Source organism: Streptomyces sp. NPDC055189 (assembly GCF_053606765.1).
This window is the reverse complement of sequence record NZ_JBSGSG010000042.1, coordinates 60320-77882: the sequence shown is the minus strand read 5'-3', so window position 1 is coordinate 77882 and position 17563 is coordinate 60320. Positions and strand designations below refer to the sequence as shown.

Sequence of the window (17563 nt, the reverse complement as noted above, 5' to 3'; positions counted from 1 at the left end):
ATTCCCAGCCCGTCCGGCGATTGAGGACGAACTCGGCGAAGCCGGTGATGACGGCACGCACAAGGCGCCCGCGCCAGGAAGCCTCTTGACCCGTCCTTTGCCACCCCATGAGGCCCCCATCACCCCACCGTGACGCACCCGTAAGCGCCCCCACCTGGTGAGAGGTGAATCACGGAACAGGCGGGTATCGGACAGGTAAGGCTCAGTTAAGTTAGGTCCGCCTCACCGGCATGTCGGCATCATCCGTGAACCGTCTTGGAGCCCCCTATGCACCCCGCCCGCCTCTCCGCCGTCACGGCCCTCGCCGCAGCAGCCGCGCTCACCGCCGTCACGGGCTGCACCGAGAAGAGCGACGCCAAGGGCGGCGGGAACACCGTCGAGGTGACCGCCACCGACGACAAGTGCGAGGTCTCCACGACCAAGCTTCCGGCCGGGCACGTCGAGCTCGCCATCGAGAACAAGGGCTCCAAGGTCACCGAGGTCTACCTCCTCTTCCCCGACGACCGCATCGTCAGCGAGCGCGAGAACATCGGCCCCGGCACGAAGCAGAAGCTCACCGCCGAGGTGAAGGCAGGCTCTTACCAGATCGCCTGCAAGCCCGGCATGAAGGGCGACGGCATCCGCCAGAAGGTCACCGTCAGCGGCGGCAAGACCGTCAAGCGCGACCCGCGCCTGGACAAGGCCGTCGCCGACTACCGCGCCTACGCGCAGGAGCAGGCCGACGCGACGCTGCCCGAGGTGAAGCTCTTCACCGACGCCGTCCGCGAGGGCGACATCGACGCCGCGAAGAAGACGTACTCCACCTCCCGCATCGGCTGGGAGCGCACCGAGCCGGTCGCCGAGTCCTTCGGCGACATCGACCCGAAGGTCGACGTCCGCGAGGACGGCCTGGAGGAAGGGCAGGACCTGGAGAAGGACTGGACGGGCTGGCACCGTCTGGAGCGGGCTCTGTGGAAGGACAAGAAGATCGGCGAGCGCGAGAAGGAACTCGCCACGCAGCTGGACAAGGACCTGAAGGACTGGCAGAACCGCGTCGGCAAGGCGGAGATCACCCCGACCTCCATGGCCAACGGCGCCAAGGAACTCCTCGACGAGGTCGCCACCGGCAAGGTCACCGGCGAGGAGGAGCGCTACTCGCACACCGACCTCGTCGACTTCAAGGCGAACGTCGAGGGCGCCGAGAAGGCGTACGGCCTGCTCAAGGCCGTCGCGTCGGAGAACGACCCGGCGCTCGCCAAGGAACTCGACAAGCAGTTCGCGGCCCTGGACAAGCTGCTCGACAAGTACCGCCAGGGCGGCGGCAAGGACTCGTACACGTACACGTCGTACGACAAGGTCGGCAAGGCGGACCGCAAGGAACTCCAGGACGGCGTCAACGCGCTCGCCGAGCCGCTGTCGAAGCTGGCCGCCGCGGTCGTCAGCAGCAAGTAGCAGCAGGGGGTACGGGAACGATGACCGAGACCACGCGTGACACCGGCGGCAATTCCAGTCCTCCCTCCCGGCGTTCACTCATCGGCTGGGGCGGTGCCGGGCTCGCGCTCGGCGCCGCCGTCACCGGGGGCGCCGTGGCGGTCACCCGCTCCGGGGACGGGGACGAGGCCGTGCCCGCCGCTTCGGCGGGCGGCGCGGTCGCCTTCCTCGGCAAGCACCAGGCGGGCATCGCCACCGCCGTCCAGGACCGGCTGCACTTCGCCGCGTTCGACGTGAAGACGGACGACCGCGAGCAGTTCGTGCAGCTCCTGAAGGACTGGACGAAGGCCGCCGCGCGGATGACCGCGGGGCACGAGGTCGGTGAGGGCGCCTTCGGCGGGCTCACCGAGGCGCCGCCGGACGACACCGGCGAGGCGCTTGGCCTCAAGCCGTCCAGGCTGACGCTCACGATCGGTTTCGGGCCGAGCCTTTTCGAGAGGTTCGGGCTCTCGGACCGCCGTCCCGAAGCTCTCGTCGATCTGCCCAAGTTTCCCGGCGACAACCTGGACAAGTCCCGCGGCGGCGGCGATCTGTGCGTGCAGGCCTGCGCGGACGACCCGCAGGTCGCCGTGCACGCCATCCGCAACCTCGCCCGTATCGGGTTCGGCAAGGTCGCGGTGCGCTGGTCGCAGCTCGGGTTCGGCAAGACGTCCTCCACGACGCCGGGCGCGCAGACCCCCCGTAACCTCTTCGGCTTCAAGGACGGCACCCGCAACGTCTCGGGCGAGGACGGCCCGGCGCTCGCGAAGCACGTGTGGGTGGGCGAGAAGGACGGGCCGGGCTGGATGGCCGGCGGCTCGTATCTGGTCGCGCGCCGCATCCGTATGAACGTCGAGACCTGGGACCGGACTCCGCTCGGTGAGCAGGAGGACATCTTCGGGCGCGACAAGGGCAAGGGCGCCCCGGTCGGCAAGGCCAAGGAGCACGACGAGCCGTTCCTGAAGGCGATGAAGCCGGACTCGCACGTCCGGCTCGCGCACCCGGACACCAACGACGGCGCGAAGATCCTGCGCCGCGGCTACTCCTTCACGGACGGCACCGACGGCCTCGGCCGCCTGGACGCGGGGCTCTTCTTCCTCGCCTACCAGCGGGACGTCCGTACGGGATTCATTCCGGTGCAGCGCACCCTGGCGCGCTCCGACGCGCTCAACGAGTACATCCAGCACGTGGGTTCAGCGGTCTTCGCGATCCCGCCGGGCGTCCGGGACAAGGACGACTGGTGGGGCCGGGCACTGTTCAGCTGAGGGGATCTGACGGACATGTTCGGTAACTATCTGATCGGCCTGCGCGAAGGGCTCGAAGCCAGTCTGGTCGTCTGCATCCTCATCGCCTATCTGGTGAAGACGGAGCGGCGCGACGCGCTGAAGCCCATCTGGATCGGCATCGGCGTCGCGTGCGGGCTCGCGCTCGGCTTCGGGTGCGCGCTGACCTTCGGTTCGCAGGAGCTGACGTTCAAGGCGCAGGAGGCGCTGGGCGGTTCGCTGTCGATCGTCGCCGTCGCGCTCGTGACGTGGATGGTCTTCTGGATGCGGCGCACGGCACGGCATCTCAAGGCGGAGCTGCACGGCAGGCTGGACGCGGCGCTGCAGATGGGCACGGGCGCCCTGGTCGCCACGGCGTTCCTCGCCGTGGGCCGGGAGGGCCTGGAGACCGCGCTGTTCGTGTGGGCATCGGTGCGCGCGTCGAACGACGGGACGCCGGGACCGCTGATCGGCGTGCTTCTGGGCCTGCTCACCGCGATCGCGCTCGGCTGGCTGTTCTACAAGGGCACGGTCCGCATCAACCTGGCGAAGTTCTTCACCTGGACCGGCGCCATGCTGGTGGTCGTGGCGGCGGGCGTCCTCGCGTACGGCGTCCATGACCTGCAGGAGGCGGAGTTCGTCGGCGGCCTGCAGAACAAGGCGTTCGACATCAGCGCGACGATCCCGCCGGACAGCTGGTACGGCACGCTCCTGAAGGGCATCTTCAACTTCCAGCCGGATCCGACGGTCGTCCAGGTCACGGTGTGGCTGCTGTACCTGATCCCGACGCTCGCACTCTTCTTCGCCCCGGTAGGGTTCGGGCCCGGGAAGGGGAAGGTGAACGCAACGCATGAGCAGGCTTCCAAGGCAGCGCACTCCGATGCGGGACGGACGGCGGCAGCGGCCGCTCCGGTACGCGATGGTGGCGTCGACGGTGACCGTACTGACGGTGACGGCGAGCGGGTGCGTGACGGTGCACGGGGAGCGGGAGGTCATCCCGTCGGCGACGAAGGCTGAGGCCGATCGCGCTCTGAAGGACTTCCTCACCGCGTACAACAAGGCCGAGAAGGCGTACGACCCGGATCTGGACGCGGCGCGGGTCACGGGCCCGCTGGGTGCCATCAACCAGGCGGGTCTGAAGGTGCGGGGCACGCAGAATCCGGGCGGCAACCCCAAGCAGGTGCCGCTGGAGCTGACGGACGCGAAGTACTCGATCCCCAAGAAGGCCGGCTGGCCCCGGTGGTTCGTCGCGGACACGAAGTCCAACCGCAGGGGCGACCTGCGCTGGGTCCTCGTCTTCACCAAGGGCAGCAAGAACCAGCTGTGGGAGGCGTCCTACCTGAACCTGGTGACGCCTACCAAGATGCCCGAGCTCAAGAGGGACAAGGACGGCTGGGCCGAGCCGGTCGAGGCCGGCTCCAAGTCCCTGGCCGTGGCGCCGAAGAACCTCGGCAAGCAGTACACGACGTATCTGAAGTCGGGCGGCGACATGTTCGCGCCGGGCGACCACACGTCGCTGTGGAAGGCGGCCCGCGACAAGAACACCAAGCGCCGCGGCATCGCCGTCCAGTACATCGACGAGCCGAAGAACGACGGAACGTTCGCTCCGGTGGGCCTGCGCACGAAGGACGGCGGGGCGATGGTCTTCTTCTCGACGCACCACTACGAGAAGCAGACCGCGGCCAAGGGCGTGAACCTCACCGTGGATCCCGAGGTGAAGCCTCTCCTGACGGGCGAGGTCAAGCAGTCGGTGACGCTCGAGCGCGTCTCCAACCAGCTCGTCATCGACCCGGCCGGCCCGGGCAAGGTGTCGTTCCTGAGCCGCATTCAGGGCCTGACGGGCGCCAAGGGCGAGTGACCCGCCGTCCGCGGGCGGGGGCGGGATCTCCTCCGTGCGCGGGCGTCAGCCCCGGGGCGGCCAGGCGGCGACTTCGTGCTGGGGCTCGCCCGCGACGCGGGCGCATTCGTCGGTGAGGATCTCGAGCAGCGTCAGCGGGTCCGGCAGCGGGTGCTCCGGGCCGCGGATCCAGCTGACCGCCAGATCACCCGGCAGCCGTGCGGGCGGCACGAGGACGTACGAACCGCGGCAGTGCCAGCGCAGGCCGGGGTGTTCGTTCGTCGTCTCGGGGTGGCAGTCGAGCTCGCAGGGCCACCACTCGTCCTCGTCCTCCGGGGTGCCGCGCGTCAGCGTGAAGAAGAGCATCCGCCCCTCGTCCATGACGCCCTCGGACTCGGCGACCGGGCCCACCTCGATGCCGTCGGCGAGCAGCCTGGCAAGGGCCTCGCGACCGGCGTCCAGCGGCACGTCGAGCACGTCGTGGACCATGCCCGTCGCGGTGATGAAGTTGGCCTGCGGCTGATGCCTGGCCCAGCGCTCGATCTGCCCGCGGTCGGTCGTGGACTGCGTCTGCCAGGCGAAGGAGATGGGGTGCCTGGCGGGGGTGGGGCAGCCTATGCGGTCGCACGAACATCGGTACGCGGAAGGGTGCGCGGCCGGTGAGAGCGGCAGACCCGCCGCCGCCGCGGCGACGAGCAGCGCCTCACGGCTCGCCTCCGCGCCTGCCGTGTCCTCCGGTCGGGGACGCCGGCGAAGCCACTGGGAAATCCTGCTCTGCCCGCCGGACCGGCGGCCGAACTCCGCGCCCATCAATCCCCTCACCTCGCATGTGTGCCGAGAAGCATGTCCCATGGTCGCACCATCCTGCTCCTCGGGGGGCCAGAGCCCACATCCGGGGTAGCTGGGGTGATGCAAGGCGCAGGGTGACATCGCGCGTCATTACGTACTAACCGGGGATATACGCCCCTACCGTGTTCGCCATGGTCACCAGGACTGTGCTCATCGGACTCTCGGGGTTCATGAGCCTCACCACATTGACCCTCGCGACGCCCGCCGGAGCCCTCGCGACGCCCGCCGGAACCCTCGCCCCGATCGAATGGGGCGGCGGCCCCCTCACGGTGGAGGCACTCCCCCGCGTCACCTACACCGCGCACCGCGGCGGCGCCCTGGAGGTGCCGGAGAACAGCATGTCCGGCCTGGTGGCGGCGTACGAACGCGGTACGGCGCAGGTCATCGACGTCGATACGCGGATACTGCGCGACGGCACGCTCGTGGCCATGCACGACGCGACCCTGGACCGTACGACGACGTCCACGGGCCCGGTGCGCTCGCTCACCCTGCGCCAGTGGCGGCAGGTCAGGCTGCGACCGAGGGCAGGTCTGCCCGGCAGCTGGCGCGCCGAGCGCCCGCCGACGGTCGCCGAGGTCCTGGACCGCTTCGGCGGGCGCATCGTGCTGATGCTGGAGGCCAAGGACCCGCGCGGCCTGCGGAAGCTCGGCTCGCTGATCCGCGCGCGGGGCCTGACCCGCTCGGTGTTCGTGAATTCCAACGCGCCCGGCGTCGCGCTGCGCGCGCACCGGATGGGCCTGCTCGCGCAGGTGTGGCGCTCCAGGGAGCAGATGCGCACGGACCGGCCCGCTCGCTGGGCCGGGTACGTGGACGTCCTCGACGTGGATCACAAGGCGCGGGACGTGGATCTGCTGCGGGCGGTCAACTCCGGGATTCCGCGGGTGTGGGCGCACACGGTGACCACGCCGGGCCAGCGCGACCGGGCGCTGCGGCTCGGCTGCAACGGCGTGATCACGGATGCTCCGGGGCTGCTCGCGCGGACGCCGGTGAAGGGGTGGCCGGTCGACCGCGTGTGATCAGCGGGGCGCGATCCCGTGGAGGGCGTAGTCGACGAGCTTGTCGCCGTACTCGTGCGTGAGCGGCCCCGTCCGCTGCAGCCAGCGCTGGGCGATCGGGCCCGTCCACAGTTCCAGGGCGATGCGGGGGTCCACGTCGGAGGAGACCTGGCCGGCTTCCTGGGCGATCCGCAGGCGCTTCACGTAGAGCTGGAGCGAGGGTTCGAGGAGCTTCTCGACGTACTCGGCGCCGATCTCGTCGTTCAGCATGCCCTCGGCGGCGAGCGCCCGGTAAGGGGCGTCGTACTTGGGGTTCTTGAGCTCGTCGATGGTGGCCCGCACGACGTACTTGAGGTCGGCTTCCAGGTCCCCGGAGTCCGGGATCTCGTGCTCGATCTCGTGGCCCGCTTCGGTGCTCGCCTCCTCGCTCGCCTGGTGACCGAGGTCCAGGAAGGCGTCGAGCAGGACGGCGCCCTTCGAGGGCCACCAGCGGTAGATCGTCTGCTTGCCCACGCCCGCACGGGCCGCGATCGCCTCGATCGTGAGCTTGGCGTAGCCGACCTCGGAGACCAGGTCGAGGGCGGCGTCATAGATCGCGCGGCGCGAGCGTTCGCTGCGGCGCTTGGAGTCAGGGGCGGATTTCGTGGTCATGCAGTCGAATGTAGCAGCGGACGAGCCGAGACGTACCGTCTCGTAAAAGCTTGACAAGACGAAACGTCTCGTTCAAAGTAAGTCGAACAAGGCGAGACGAGACGTCTCGACTGAGGTTCTCGATCCGGAGGTACTCACATGTCGCGAGGCGGAGCAGGAAACATGCTGGGCGTGGGCGGTACGCGCAACAACCTCTCCCGCAAGGCATTGCGCGGCGGGGGCCGCGGCGGTCAGGTCGGCGGCGGGCTCAGCCCGCAGGCGCAGAAGCGCGAGCTGCTGCGCAAGCTCCAGGAAGGCCGCTCGGCGCGCAGCGAGTCGTGAGACGGGAAGGTGGACGGCGCCTTGACCACCCGCCGACCCGGGTGGACCACTCGCTGAACCACCCGTTCAGATCACAGCGCGAGGGCTCCTCAGACCGCACCATGGGCAGCAACTGACCCGCTACGGGCAGGAACTGACCACCGCGGTACGTGAGGAGCCCTCGTTGAGTCGATTTCCTCGTCGCGCCACACCCCGGCGCTATCTGATGTGCTCACCCGCACACTTCAAGGTCACGTACTCCATCAACCCCTGGATGGATCCCTCCAAGCCGGTCGACGTCCCCCTGGCCGTCGCCCAGTGGGAGGACCTGCGCGACCGCTACCGCTCCCTCGGCCACACCGTCGAGGAGCTCACCCCGCGTCCCGGCCTGCCGGACATGGTCTTCGCCGCGAACGGCGCGACCGTCATCGGGGGCCGCGTGCTCGGCGCGCGGTTCGCCTATCCCGAGCGCGGGCCCGAAGCGCTCGCCCACCTGGAGTGGTTCCGGGAGCACGGCTTCACGGACCTCCTCGAACCCACGCACGTGAACGAGGGCGAGGGCGACTTCGCCGTCACGTCCTCGTACGTCCTGGCCGGACGCGGCTTCCGGGCCAGCCCCCTGTCGCACGGGGAGGCGCAGGAGTTCTTCGGCCGCCCGGTCCTCGGACTCGATCTCGTCGACCCCCGCTACTACCACCTGGACACGGCGCTCGCGGTGCTCGACGACGCGACGGACGACGTCATGTACTACCCGCCGGCGTTCTCGCCGGGCAGCCGGGCCGTCCTGCGGCGCCTGTTCCCCGACGCGCTCATCGCCGAAGAGCCGGACGCGGTGGCCCTCGGGCTCAACGCGGTCTCCGACGGCCTGCACGTGCTGCTCCCGCAGGGCGCGGTCGGCCTCTTCGCACCGCTGCGGGAACGCGGTTACGAGCCCGTCGCCATGGATCTGAGCGAGCTGCTCAAGGGCGGCGGCAGCGTGAAGTGCTGCACGCAGGAGCTACGCGTCTAGCGCGTCGCCGTCGTGGGGCGGCCACGCGTCGCCCCACTCCGCGTCGCGGGCCGCGCGGTACAGCGGGCCGTGGCGCTTGGTCACGGTCTCGCGGTGCAGCGTCTCGTCCGCCGCGCACAGGTCGAGCAGCACCTGGCCCTTGCGGATCTGGGGCTTGCGCACGACACGCTTCGGCGCCGGACCGGCGTCGAAGCGGACCGCGGCCACGTAGCTGAACTTCTCGTCCTCGTAGGGCAGTGAGCCGCCCTTGACCTGGCGGTGCAGGGAGGAGCGGCTGACGCGGGCGGAGAAGTGGCACCAGTCGTCGCCGGGCACGATCGGGCAGGCCGAACTGTGCGGGCAGGGCGCGGCGACCCGGAATCCGGCGGCGATCAGGCGGTCCCGTGCCTCGATGACGCGGGCGTAGCCGTCGGGGGTGCCGGGCTCGACGATGACGACGGCCTGCGCGGCCCCGGCCGCCGCGTCGACGACCGCGCGCCGGTCGCCCTCGGTCAGCTCCTTGAGGACGTACGACACGGTGACGAGATCAGTGCTCTCGATGCTGAGCGCCGATCCGATACGAGAGCGCTGCCACTGGGCCGCCTTCAACCAAGGGTTGGCGGCGGCCAGTTCACGCCCCAGAGCGAGCGCGGGCTCGGCCCAGTCGAGCACCGTGACGGGCCGCTCCCCGTCCCAGGTCGCACTCACCGCCCAGGTCGCCGCCCCGGTCCCGCCGCCGACGTCCACATGACTGCCGGGCGCCCACCCCGCGGGCACCGCGTCCGCGAGCGCCCCGAGCGCGGAACGCACCGCCTCGAAGGTCGCGGGCATCCGGTACGCGGCATACGCGGCGACGTCCGCCCGGTCCCGCAGGATCGGCGCGTCGGTAGGGGTAAGCCCCCGGTAGTTGGCAATCAGCCGCTCAACGGCCTGCGCGGCTTGCCTGGCCGGAATCCCGTCAAGCAGCCCGGCGAGGGCACTGCGCAGGGTCTCGGCCGGGGCTACAGGAAAATTCGGGGCGTTCACCAGGCGATTCTACGGGGAGGGTGCCCCGTAAGGGGCGCGGGGAACTGCGCGACAAGCCCCCACCCGGCCCGCAGGTAAAAACACCGCCCCGGCAAAGCGCTCAGCGTGCCGCGCGAGCGAGCCGAGTCGCGGCAGCCGCCCGAGGCCCACTGTCGGCAACCCCCCGCCGCGGATGCACCGTATTCGCCAGCAGAATCAGAAACGAGTCAGTGGCAGGGTCGATAACGAGGGACGTACCGGTGAAACCGGTGTGCCCCGCAGCCCCGCGCCCCGCAAGCTCCCCCATGAACCACGCCTGATCGAGCCCGAACCCCAGCCCCGGCGGCGCAAGCATCAGCTCGACGAAGTCGGGCCCGAGGATGCGCGCCGTACCGTACGACCCCCCGCACAGCAGCGCCCGGCAGAAGACCGCGAGGTCACGCGCGGTGGAGAAGAGCCCGGCGTGCCCAGCGACCCCACCGAGCGCCCAGGCGTTCTCGTCGTGCACCTCACCCCGCAGCATCCCCCGGTCCGCCTTCGCCCAGGGCCTGCGCTGGTCCTCGGTGGCCGCCGCGTCGGGGCGCGGCCCGAAGCCGGTGGCCGCCATGCCGAGCGGCCGGGTGATGCCCTCGCGCACGAGGACGTCGAGCGGGCGTCCCGTGATGCGCTCCAGGACGTGCTGGAGCAGCAGCATGTTCAGGTCGGAGTAGAGATACTCGCCCGGCGGCGACGACGGCGCCTCCGCGCCCAGGGCGGCGAACCGTGCCGCGCCGTCCGGGCAGTCGTACAGCGGCAGTTCGGGACGCAGCCCCGAGGTGTGCGTGAGCAGTTGGCGCACGGTGATGCCGTGCTCGGCGGCGGCGGTGAACTCGGGGACGTACGCCGAGACGCGCGCGTCGATGCCGAGCGTGCCCCGCTCCAGCTGCTGCATCGCGGCGACCGTGGTGAAGAGCTTGGTGAGCGAGGCCAGGTCGAAAGGCGTACCGGTGCGGGTCAACACCTGCTCCGCGGGCGGCAGTTCGACCCCGGCGTCCGCCCCGGCGTCGTACGCGGCGTAGCGCACCGCACGGCCCGCCGCCTCGTGCACGGCGATCACCGGGCCGCGCCCGGCGAGCACGACGGCGCCCGCGCACCAGGGCCGCTCCCCGCGCGTGAGGGCGCGCACCTCGCGCACGAGGTGGCCCATCTCTTCCGTGTCGAGCCCCGCGCGGTCCGGCGTCCCGGCGCGCAGCAGGCGTGGCGCGGTCAGTGGTCCGTCCCCTCCCGGATCGGTCTGGCCGAGTGCTGCCAGGGGCGGCACAGTCCCACGAAGCAGCCGATGGCCGCCAGACCGCAGACGAGCTGGACGACGGCCATGGGCACGGCGGTGGCCTCGCCCGCGATGCCGACCAGGGGCGATGCGATCGCGCCGATGAGGAAGGAGGACGTGCCGAGCAGCGCCGACGCGGAGCCCGCGGCGTGCGGGGTGCGCATCAGGGCCATGGCGTTGGTGTTGGGCATCGCGAGGCCCATCGCCGACATCAGGACGAAGAGCCCGGCGGCGACGGGGAACAGGCCGACGTCCCCGAAGACGCCCGTGGTCATCAGGAGCAGCGCGGTGGCGGCGAGCACGATGACCGTCAGGCCGAAGGCGAGCGCCTTGTCGAGGCTGACCCGGCCGACGAGGACCTTGCCGTTGATCTGGCCGACGACGATCAGGCCGACGGAATTCACGCCGAAGAGGAGACTGAAGGTCTGCGGGGACGCTCCGTAGATCTCCTGGATGACGAACGGCGAGGCGGAGATGTACGCGAACAGCGCGGCGAACGCGAAGCCGCCCGCGATCATGTAGCCGGTGAAGACGCGGTCGGCGAGGAGCGACTTCATGGTGCGCAGCGCCTCGACGGTGCCGCCGCTGTGCCGCTTCTCGGGAGCGAGCGTCTCGGGCAGGCACCGCCAGACCACCGCCGTCAGGGCGATGCCGATCACGGTGAGGACGGCGAAGATGCCGTGCCAGTCGGTGAAGCGCAGGACCTGCCCGCCGATGAGGGGCGCGACGACCGGGGCGACGCCGGAGATCAGCATCAGGGTGGAGAAGAAGCGGGCCATCTCCACGCCGTCGTAGAGGTCACGCACCACGGCGCGGGCGATGACGATGCCCGCGGCGCCCGCGAGGCCCTGCAACAGGCGGAAGCCGACGAGGAGTTCGACGGTGGGCGCGAACGCGCAGATCGCGGTGGCGAAGATGTAGACGAAGAGCCCGATGAGCAGCGGCCTGCGCCGCCCCCACTTGTCGCTCATCGGCCCGACGACGAGCTGCCCGAGCGCCATGCCGGTGAGGCAGGCGGTGAGGGTGAGCTGCGCGGTCGCGGCGGACGTGTGCAGCGAGCGGGTGACCTCCGGGAGCGCCGGCAGGTACATGTCCATGGAGAGCGGCGGGACCGCGGTCAGACCGCCGAGGACGAGGGTGACGAGGAGGCCGGTGCGGCGCTTGGCTGCGAGGCCCGCGGTGGGGGCCGGAGCGGCGGGGGTGGCAGGAGTGGGGCCCGGGTCCACCTTCCGGGACTGCCGTATGAGGGAGCCTTCGGACTCACTCGTGGTGCGGCTGCCGTGCTCCGGCATGCGACTTCCTTTCCGATTAGGCGTGCGATTACCTATGCTCTCAGCTCAGCTGTGCTGGTTGAGACCATTTCCGCGGTACTCCGCGGTACGGACAGGGGCTCCAGTGGTGGAAGACAACCGTGAACCCGTGCGCTGGGGCATCCTCGCGACGGGCGGGATCGCCGCATCGTTCACGGCGAACCTCCTCGACATGCCGGACGCGGAGGTCGTCGCCGTGGCGTCGCGGACCGACGCGTCGGCGAAGGTGTTCGCCGAACGGTTCGGGATACCTCGCGCGTACGGGAAGTGGAGCGCGCTCGCCGAGGACGAGGACATCGACGTCGTGTACGTGGCGACGCCGCACGCCTCGCACCTGGCGGCGGCGGGGCTCTGTCTCGACGCGGGCCGCGCGGTGCTCTGCGAGAAGGCGTTCGCGCTGAACGCGCGCGAGGCGCAGGAGCTGGTGACGCTGGCCCGGCGGCGCGGCCTCTTCCTGATGGAGGCCATGTGGATGTACTGCCATCCGCTGGTCAGGCGGCTGAAGGCGCTGGTCGACGACGGGGCGATCGGTGAGGTGCGGACCGTGCAGGCCGACTTCGGGCTCGCCGGACCCTTCCCGCCCTCGCACCGCCTGCGCGACCCGGCGCAGGGCGGCGGCGCGCTGCTCGATCTCGGGGTGTACCCGGTGTCGTTCGCGCACCTGATGCTCGGGGAGCCGTCGGAGGTGACGGCGAGGGCGACGCTCTCGGACGAGGGCGTCGATCTCCAGACGGGAATGCTGCTCTCGTGGGAGAGCGGTGCTCAGGCTCTGCTGCACTGCTCCATCAACGCGGGCACCCCGGTCTCCGCCTCCGTCACGGGTTCGCGTGGCCGCATCGACGTCCCGGACGGCTTCTTCTTCCCGGAACGCTTCGTGCTGCACCGCGACGGCCGCGACCCCGAGGAGTTCACCGCGGCCCCCGAGGACGGCCCCCGCGACAGCCTCAAGCACGAGGCCGCCGAGGTCATGCACCGCCTTCGCGCGGGCGACACCGAGTCACCGCTCGTCCCCCTCGACGGCACCCTCGCGGTCATGCGGACCCTGGACGCGGTGCGCGAGCGGATCGGGGTGCGCTACCCGGGCGAGTGAGCGCACCCCCGCCGACCGCGACCGGCTGCCGGGTTACGCGGGCTTCAGGCCCGGGTCCCCCGCCTCCGTCACGAAGGACGCCGCCGTGGTGATCGGCGCGCCCGGCTTCGTCACCGCCGACACCGTCTTGAAGTCGGCGCGCGCGGAGTCCTTGCCGAGGTCCACGGTCACGTAGCCGCGGCGCCCGTTGTAGAACTTCATGTGCGGGTTGGCCTTGGTGTAGGTGTCCCAGTTCGCGGGCTTGTCGGCGCCGTCCTTGCCGCTCGCGATGGACGTGGCGACGATCTCCGTGCCGACCGTCTTGGACGCCGGCTCGTCGAAGTCCTTCTTGATGTCGTAGGCGTACCCGACGTGCACGTCGCCCGTGAGCACCATCAGGTTCTCGATCCCGGCCGACGCCGCGCCCGCCAGGACACGGTCGCGGGAGGCCGGGTAGCCGTCCCAGGCGTCCATGCTGACCTTCGCCACGGGGTTGAGGTCGAGCTTGCGCTGGGAGAAGTTGACCTGCTGCGGCACGACGTTCCACAGCGCCCGCGAGCGGCGCCAGCCGTCGATGAGCCAGCGCTCCTGGGTGGCCCCGGTGAGGGTGCGCTTGGGGTCGGTGGACTCCGGTCCGGGGATGTCGGAGCCGTCGCCGTACGCCTGGTCCGAGCGGTACTGGCGGGTGTCCAGGACGTCGAACTGGGCGAGGTTGCCCCACTTCAAACGGCGGTAGAGCTGGAGGTCGGGGCCCGTGGGCTGCTGGGGACTGCGCAGCGGCAGGTTCTCCCAGTACGCGCGGTAGGCGGCGGCGCGGCGGATCAGGAACTCGGCGGGCGGGTTGCCGTTCTCGTCGAGGTCGCCCGCGTAGTTGTTCTCGGCCTCGTGGTCGTCCCAGGTGACGACGAAGGGGTGCATGGCGTGCGCGGCGCGCAGATCGGGGTCGGACTTGTAGAGGGCGTACCGCAGGCGGTAGTCCTCCAGGGTCTGCGTCTCGCGGTTGTAGAGGGCGGGCAGGGTGCGGTCGGTGTAGTTGCGGGCGCCGCCGACCGAGTTCACCGCGTACTCGTAGAGGTAGTCGCCCAGGTGGAAGACGACGTCGACGTCGTCCTGCGCCAGGTGTTTGTACGCGGTGAAGTAGCCGTCGTGGTACGCCTGGCAGGAGACCGCGGCGAGCTTCAGGGAGCTGACCTTGCCGCCGGCCGCGGGGGCGGTGCGGGTCCGGCCCGTCTCGCTGATCCACTGCCCGGTCTTGAAGCGGAAGTAGTAGGTCCGGCCGAAGTCGAGGTGGTCCACCGCGACGCGCACGGAGTGGTTGTACTCGGGGTGGGCGGTGACGAACCCGCGTCTGGCGATCCGGCGGAAGCGGGCGTCGTGGGCGACCTCCCACTGGACGACGACGCGCTGCGCGGGCAGACCGTTGCCCGGCTCGTACGGGGACGGGGCCAGGCGGGTCCAGAGCAGGACCGAGCCGGGCTGCGGGTCGCCGGATGCCACGCCGAGCGTGAACGGGTCCTTGGCGATCTTCCGGCCGTCCAGCTCGGCGGCGCTCGCCGCACCCGCCGTCGGCAGATTGGTGGCGAAGGCGAGCGCGGCTGCGGCGCCGGTGACGGTGAGGAAACGCCGTCGGCCGACGTGGCTCGCGGCGGCTCGAAGCTCTGCTGTGTCCTGCTGGCCTGCGGGTGTCATGTGGCCCTCCCCTGACGATTGGTGTCCAGGGCATGCAAGTGGTGGGGGAAGACGCGCGACTGTCGCGTACACAACACCTGCATGGCGGACGGATGATGTCCGCATGGACGCCCCTCCCGTACGCTGCGGGGCCATGAACGCTGAGCCAACTGAGCAGAAGAAGACCGCCGTGGTGACCGGCGCGGGCTCCGGAATCGGCAGGGCGGTCGCGGTGGAACTGCTGCGGGCCGGATGGTCCGTGGCGCTCGCCGGACGCCACGTGAAGACGCTGGAGGAAACGGCGGCGATCGCCGCGGGGGTGTCGGAGGGCGCCGCGGTGCGGCCCGTCCCGCACGCCGAGGGGTCCGCCGAGGCGAACGCCCCGGCCGTGACCGACGCCCTGTGCCTGCGCACCGACGTCTCGCGCCCCGAGGACGTGGCCGCCCTCTTCTCGGCCGTACGGGACCGCTTCGGCCGCCTCGACCTCCTCTTCAACAACGCCGGTACGTTCGGTCCCGGCGGCGTCCCGGTCGACGAGCTTGCCTTCGACGCGTGGCGGCATGTCGTCGACACGAACCTCAACGGCTCGTTCCTGTGCGCGCAGGCGGCCTTCCGGCAGATGAAGGAGCAGGACCCGCAGGGCGGCCGGATCATCAACAACGGCTCCATCTCCGCGCACGTCCCGCGCCCGCACTCCGTCGCGTACACGGCGACGAAGCACGCGATGACCGGCCTGACGAAGTCGCTCTCCCTGGACGGCCGCCCCTACCGGATCGCCTGCGGGCAGATCGACATCGGCAACGCGGCGACCGACATGACCGAGCGGATGCAGGCCGGAATCCTGCAGGCCAACGGCGAGTTGGCGCCGGAGCCCGTGATGGACGTGGCGGACGTGGCACGGACGGTGCGCCATATGGCGGAGCTGCCCCTTGAGGCGAACGTGCAGTTCGCGACGGTGCTCGCGACGAACATGCCGTTCGTCGGGCGGGGCTAGCCCGACGGCGTTTCCCGGTGGCCGACCGTGACCCCGTGTGCACGGTCGGCCCATATCTGCACAAGCGGAATAGGTAACTCCGCGTCAATTACGCGCATCACGCCCCGTATGCTCAACGAGCCCTACACGGGAACTCCACATTCAGAGCACACACGGAGCACACCTTGCGCATACGTTCCGCCGTCCCGGCCGTCCTCGCCACCGCCGCGCTTTCGGCCTCGCTGCTCGCGGTCTCCCCCGCGAACGCCGCCGCGCACCAGGGCGGGCTGCACCTCGGTTACATCCAGTACGACAGCCCGGGCCGGGACACCCGCTCCAATTCCTCGCTGAACGCGGAGTGGGTGAACATCCACAACAACTCCGGCTCGGCGGTCCAGCTCAAGGGCTACAAGCTGAAGGACAACACCGGCTACACGTACACCTTCGGCAGCTACAAGATCGGCGCGGGCAAGACCGTCAAGGTCCGCACGGGCAAGGGCACCAACGCCTCCGGCGTCCGCTACTGGGGCCGCGGCTCGTACGTCTGGAACAACACCAGCGACAAGGCCCGCCTCATCAAGCCGAGCGGCTCGCTCAAGGACTCCTGCTCCTGGACGAACAGCAACCCCGGCCACAAGAACTGCCACTGACACCCACTTGCCACCGTGAATGGGGAGGGGGGGCAGGGCAGCCGCTCCGTGACGGCCGGAGGGGGCCCGCGCCGGGGAGGCGCGGGAAAGACCGGGGTCGCGGAACGGTTGCCCTGTTGCATGACGCCGACGTGAGCGGGGCGGATCATCCCGATGGGGGATCATCCCGATGCCGTCCCGCGCAGCCTCGCGGGGCGGACTACGCGGCGTCCGCCCCGCGCGTGTCACCCAGGATCCGCTCGACCTCCGCAAGGTCCCCCGCGGTCAGCGGCCCGTACTCCAGCGCCCCCGCGTTCTCCTCGACCTGCGCCACGGTCCTGAAGCCCGGCACGGGGACGGCCTGCGGGCTGCGCGCCCAGAGCCAGGCGAGTGCCCCCTGCGTGAGGCTCCGGCCGCCACCGGTCAGCACCGAACGCACCGCGTCCACCCGCCCCAGCCACTCGGGATCGGCGCCCCCGCCCGTCCCGAAGCCCGGCAGCCAGGCCGGCGGGGCGCTGCGGATGTCACCGGCCGCCGGCACCCGCCCGGCGCCGAACTTCCCGGTGAGCAGCCCCATCGCCAGCGGACTGCGCAGCACGCTCGCGAGCCCGAGCTCCTCACACAGCGCCAGCATCCGAGGCGCGTCCTGCAGCACATTGCAGCGGTGCTGCACCGCCGCGCAGTGCGGACCCTCGGCGAAGAGCGCCGCCCGGGCGGGGTCGTCCGTACTCCACCCGTAAGCCCTGATGAGCCCCTCTTGCACGAACTCCTCGCACGCGTCGCGCAGTTGCGCGGCCCGCTCCGGGTCCGCGTCGCCGATGTGCAGCTGGTAGAGGTCGACGTGATCCGTGCCGAGCCGCTTCAGGGAAGCGGTCAGCGCACGGCGCGCGTACGCGACCGAGTCGTCCGCGCTCCCGAGTGCGGCCCGCTTCTCCTCGTCGAAGAGGTTCCCCCACTTGGTGGCGATGACGACGTCGTCCCGCCGCGCGCCGAGAGCGCGCCCCAGGACACGCTCGCTGTGCCCGGTCCCGTAGTTGTCGGCGGTGTCGAAGAAGTTCACGCCTAGCTCGACGGCCCGGCGTATCGCCCGCACCGACTCCTCGTCGTCGACCGCACCCCAGCCGTATGGCTCCCCCGCGGGCCCCGACCACTCGCCTCCGATGGCCCAGCAACCGAGCCCCAGCGCGCTGACCTCGATGCCGCTGCGCCCCAATGTCCTACGTGTCGTCTCCATGTCCGGGGACACTAGAAGTTGAAGCGCACGCGAAG

17 protein-coding genes are annotated in these 17563 nt (G+C 70.7%); 10 read left to right on the top strand and 7 right to left on the bottom strand.

What is annotated here, in order from left to right; all coding sequences use genetic code 11:
* Nucleotides 1-267 precede the first annotated feature (267 nt).
* From efeO to ACWFR3_RS26855, 4 genes are read left to right on the top strand one after another with little or no spacing between them, the layout of a single operon-like run.
* The gene (efeO, locus tag ACWFR3_RS26870; protein WP_453737188.1) at nt 268-1431 is read left to right on the top strand and encodes an iron uptake system protein EfeO; all 1164 of its coding nucleotides are present in this window, start codon (nt 268-270) and stop codon (nt 1429-1431) included.
* A gap of 20 nt (nt 1432-1451) precedes the next feature.
* Complete coding sequence (gene efeB / locus ACWFR3_RS26865; RefSeq protein WP_453737187.1) at nt 1452-2714, top strand: iron uptake transporter deferrochelatase/peroxidase subunit; 1263 nt, start codon at nt 1452-1454, stop codon at nt 2712-2714.
* Between the two features lie 15 nt (nt 2715-2729).
* A complete protein-coding gene (efeU, locus tag ACWFR3_RS26860) occupies nt 2730-3728 on the top strand; it encodes an iron uptake transporter permease EfeU (RefSeq protein WP_453737186.1) in 999 nt (332 codons plus the stop codon).
* On the top strand, nt 3631-4569 hold the full coding sequence (locus ACWFR3_RS26855) for a hypothetical protein (protein ID WP_453737198.1): 939 nt from the start codon (nt 3631-3633) through the stop codon (nt 4567-4569). Before efeU ends, ACWFR3_RS26855 begins: the two co-directional genes overlap by 98 nt.
* Before the next feature lie 45 nt (nt 4570-4614).
* On the opposite strand, the gene ACWFR3_RS26850 is transcribed toward ACWFR3_RS26855, so the two are convergent.
* Complete coding sequence (locus ACWFR3_RS26850) at nt 4615-5358, bottom strand: bifunctional DNA primase/polymerase (RefSeq protein ID WP_453737185.1); 744 nt, start codon at nt 5356-5358, stop codon at nt 4615-4617.
* Between the two features lie 170 nt (nt 5359-5528).
* Between ACWFR3_RS26850 and ACWFR3_RS26845 the strand changes: the two genes are divergently transcribed.
* The gene (locus ACWFR3_RS26845) at nt 5529-6413 is read left to right on the top strand and encodes a glycerophosphodiester phosphodiesterase (RefSeq protein ID WP_453737184.1); all 885 of its coding nucleotides are present in this window, start codon (nt 5529-5531) and stop codon (nt 6411-6413) included.
* Here the strand turns inward: ACWFR3_RS26845 and ACWFR3_RS26840 are convergent, their stop codons facing one another.
* Nucleotides 6414-7043 carry a TetR/AcrR family transcriptional regulator gene (locus tag ACWFR3_RS26840; RefSeq protein WP_453737183.1) on the bottom strand — a complete coding sequence of 210 codons (630 nt, stop codon included), beginning with the start codon at nt 7041-7043 and terminating at the stop codon, nt 6414-6416.
* A gap of 138 nt (nt 7044-7181) precedes the next feature.
* On the opposite strand from ACWFR3_RS26840, the gene ACWFR3_RS26835 reads away from it, so the two are divergent.
* Both ACWFR3_RS26835 and ddaH read left to right on the top strand, forming a co-directional pair.
* Nucleotides 7182-7364, top strand: a complete 183-nt coding sequence (locus tag ACWFR3_RS26835) for a DUF6243 family protein (protein ID WP_453737182.1) — start codon at nt 7182-7184, stop codon at nt 7362-7364.
* 163 nt (nt 7365-7527) lie between these two features.
* A complete protein-coding gene (gene ddaH / locus ACWFR3_RS26830; RefSeq protein ID WP_453737181.1) occupies nt 7528-8352 on the top strand; it encodes a dimethylargininase in 825 nt (274 codons plus the stop codon).
* Here the strand turns inward: ddaH and ACWFR3_RS26825 are convergent.
* From ACWFR3_RS26825 to ACWFR3_RS26815, 3 genes are all read right to left on the bottom strand, one after another.
* Entirely contained in the window at nt 8341-9357 is a 1017-nt protein-coding gene (locus ACWFR3_RS26825; protein WP_453737180.1) for a small ribosomal subunit Rsm22 family protein, read from the bottom strand. The genes ddaH and ACWFR3_RS26825 overlap by 12 nt on opposite strands.
* 100 nt (nt 9358-9457) lie before the next feature.
* On the bottom strand, nt 9458-10627 hold the full coding sequence (locus ACWFR3_RS26820; protein WP_453737197.1) for a serine hydrolase domain-containing protein: 1170 nt from the start codon (nt 10625-10627) through the stop codon (nt 9458-9460).
* The gene (locus tag ACWFR3_RS26815) at nt 10582-11937 is read right to left on the bottom strand and encodes a Bcr/CflA family multidrug efflux MFS transporter (protein ID WP_453737179.1); all 1356 of its coding nucleotides are present in this window, start codon (nt 11935-11937) and stop codon (nt 10582-10584) included. The genes ACWFR3_RS26820 and ACWFR3_RS26815 overlap by 46 nt, the downstream gene beginning before the upstream one ends.
* A 127-nt stretch (nt 11938-12064) precedes the next feature.
* Between ACWFR3_RS26815 and ACWFR3_RS26810 the strand changes: the two genes are divergently transcribed.
* On the top strand, nt 12065-13045 hold the full coding sequence (locus ACWFR3_RS26810; RefSeq protein WP_453737196.1) for a Gfo/Idh/MocA family protein: 981 nt from the start codon (nt 12065-12067) through the stop codon (nt 13043-13045).
* Between the two features lie 33 nt (nt 13046-13078).
* Here ACWFR3_RS26810 and ACWFR3_RS26805 read toward each other — a convergent pair whose 3' ends face one another.
* Nucleotides 13079-14713 (bottom strand): alkaline phosphatase D family protein, encoded by a 1635-nt coding sequence (locus tag ACWFR3_RS26805; RefSeq protein ID WP_453737178.1) that lies wholly within the window; start codon nt 14711-14713, stop codon nt 13079-13081.
* A 133-nt stretch (nt 14714-14846) separates the two neighbouring features.
* Here ACWFR3_RS26805 and ACWFR3_RS26800 point away from each other — a divergent pair, with 133 nt between their 5' ends.
* Nucleotides 14847-15686: an SDR family oxidoreductase gene (locus tag ACWFR3_RS26800; protein ID WP_453737177.1), complete on the top strand. Its 840-nt coding sequence runs from the start codon at nt 14847-14849 to the stop codon at nt 15684-15686.
* A gap of 164 nt (nt 15687-15850) precedes the next feature.
* Nucleotides 15851-16315, top strand: a complete 465-nt coding sequence (locus ACWFR3_RS26795) for a lamin tail domain-containing protein (protein ID WP_453737176.1) — start codon at nt 15851-15853, stop codon at nt 16313-16315.
* A 199-nt stretch (nt 16316-16514) separates the two neighbouring features.
* Here the strand turns inward: ACWFR3_RS26795 and ACWFR3_RS26790 are convergent, their stop codons facing one another.
* Nucleotides 16515-17528 (bottom strand): aldo/keto reductase, encoded by a 1014-nt coding sequence (locus ACWFR3_RS26790; protein ID WP_453737175.1) that lies wholly within the window; start codon nt 17526-17528, stop codon nt 16515-16517.
* Nucleotides 17529-17563: the final 35 nt, after the last annotated feature.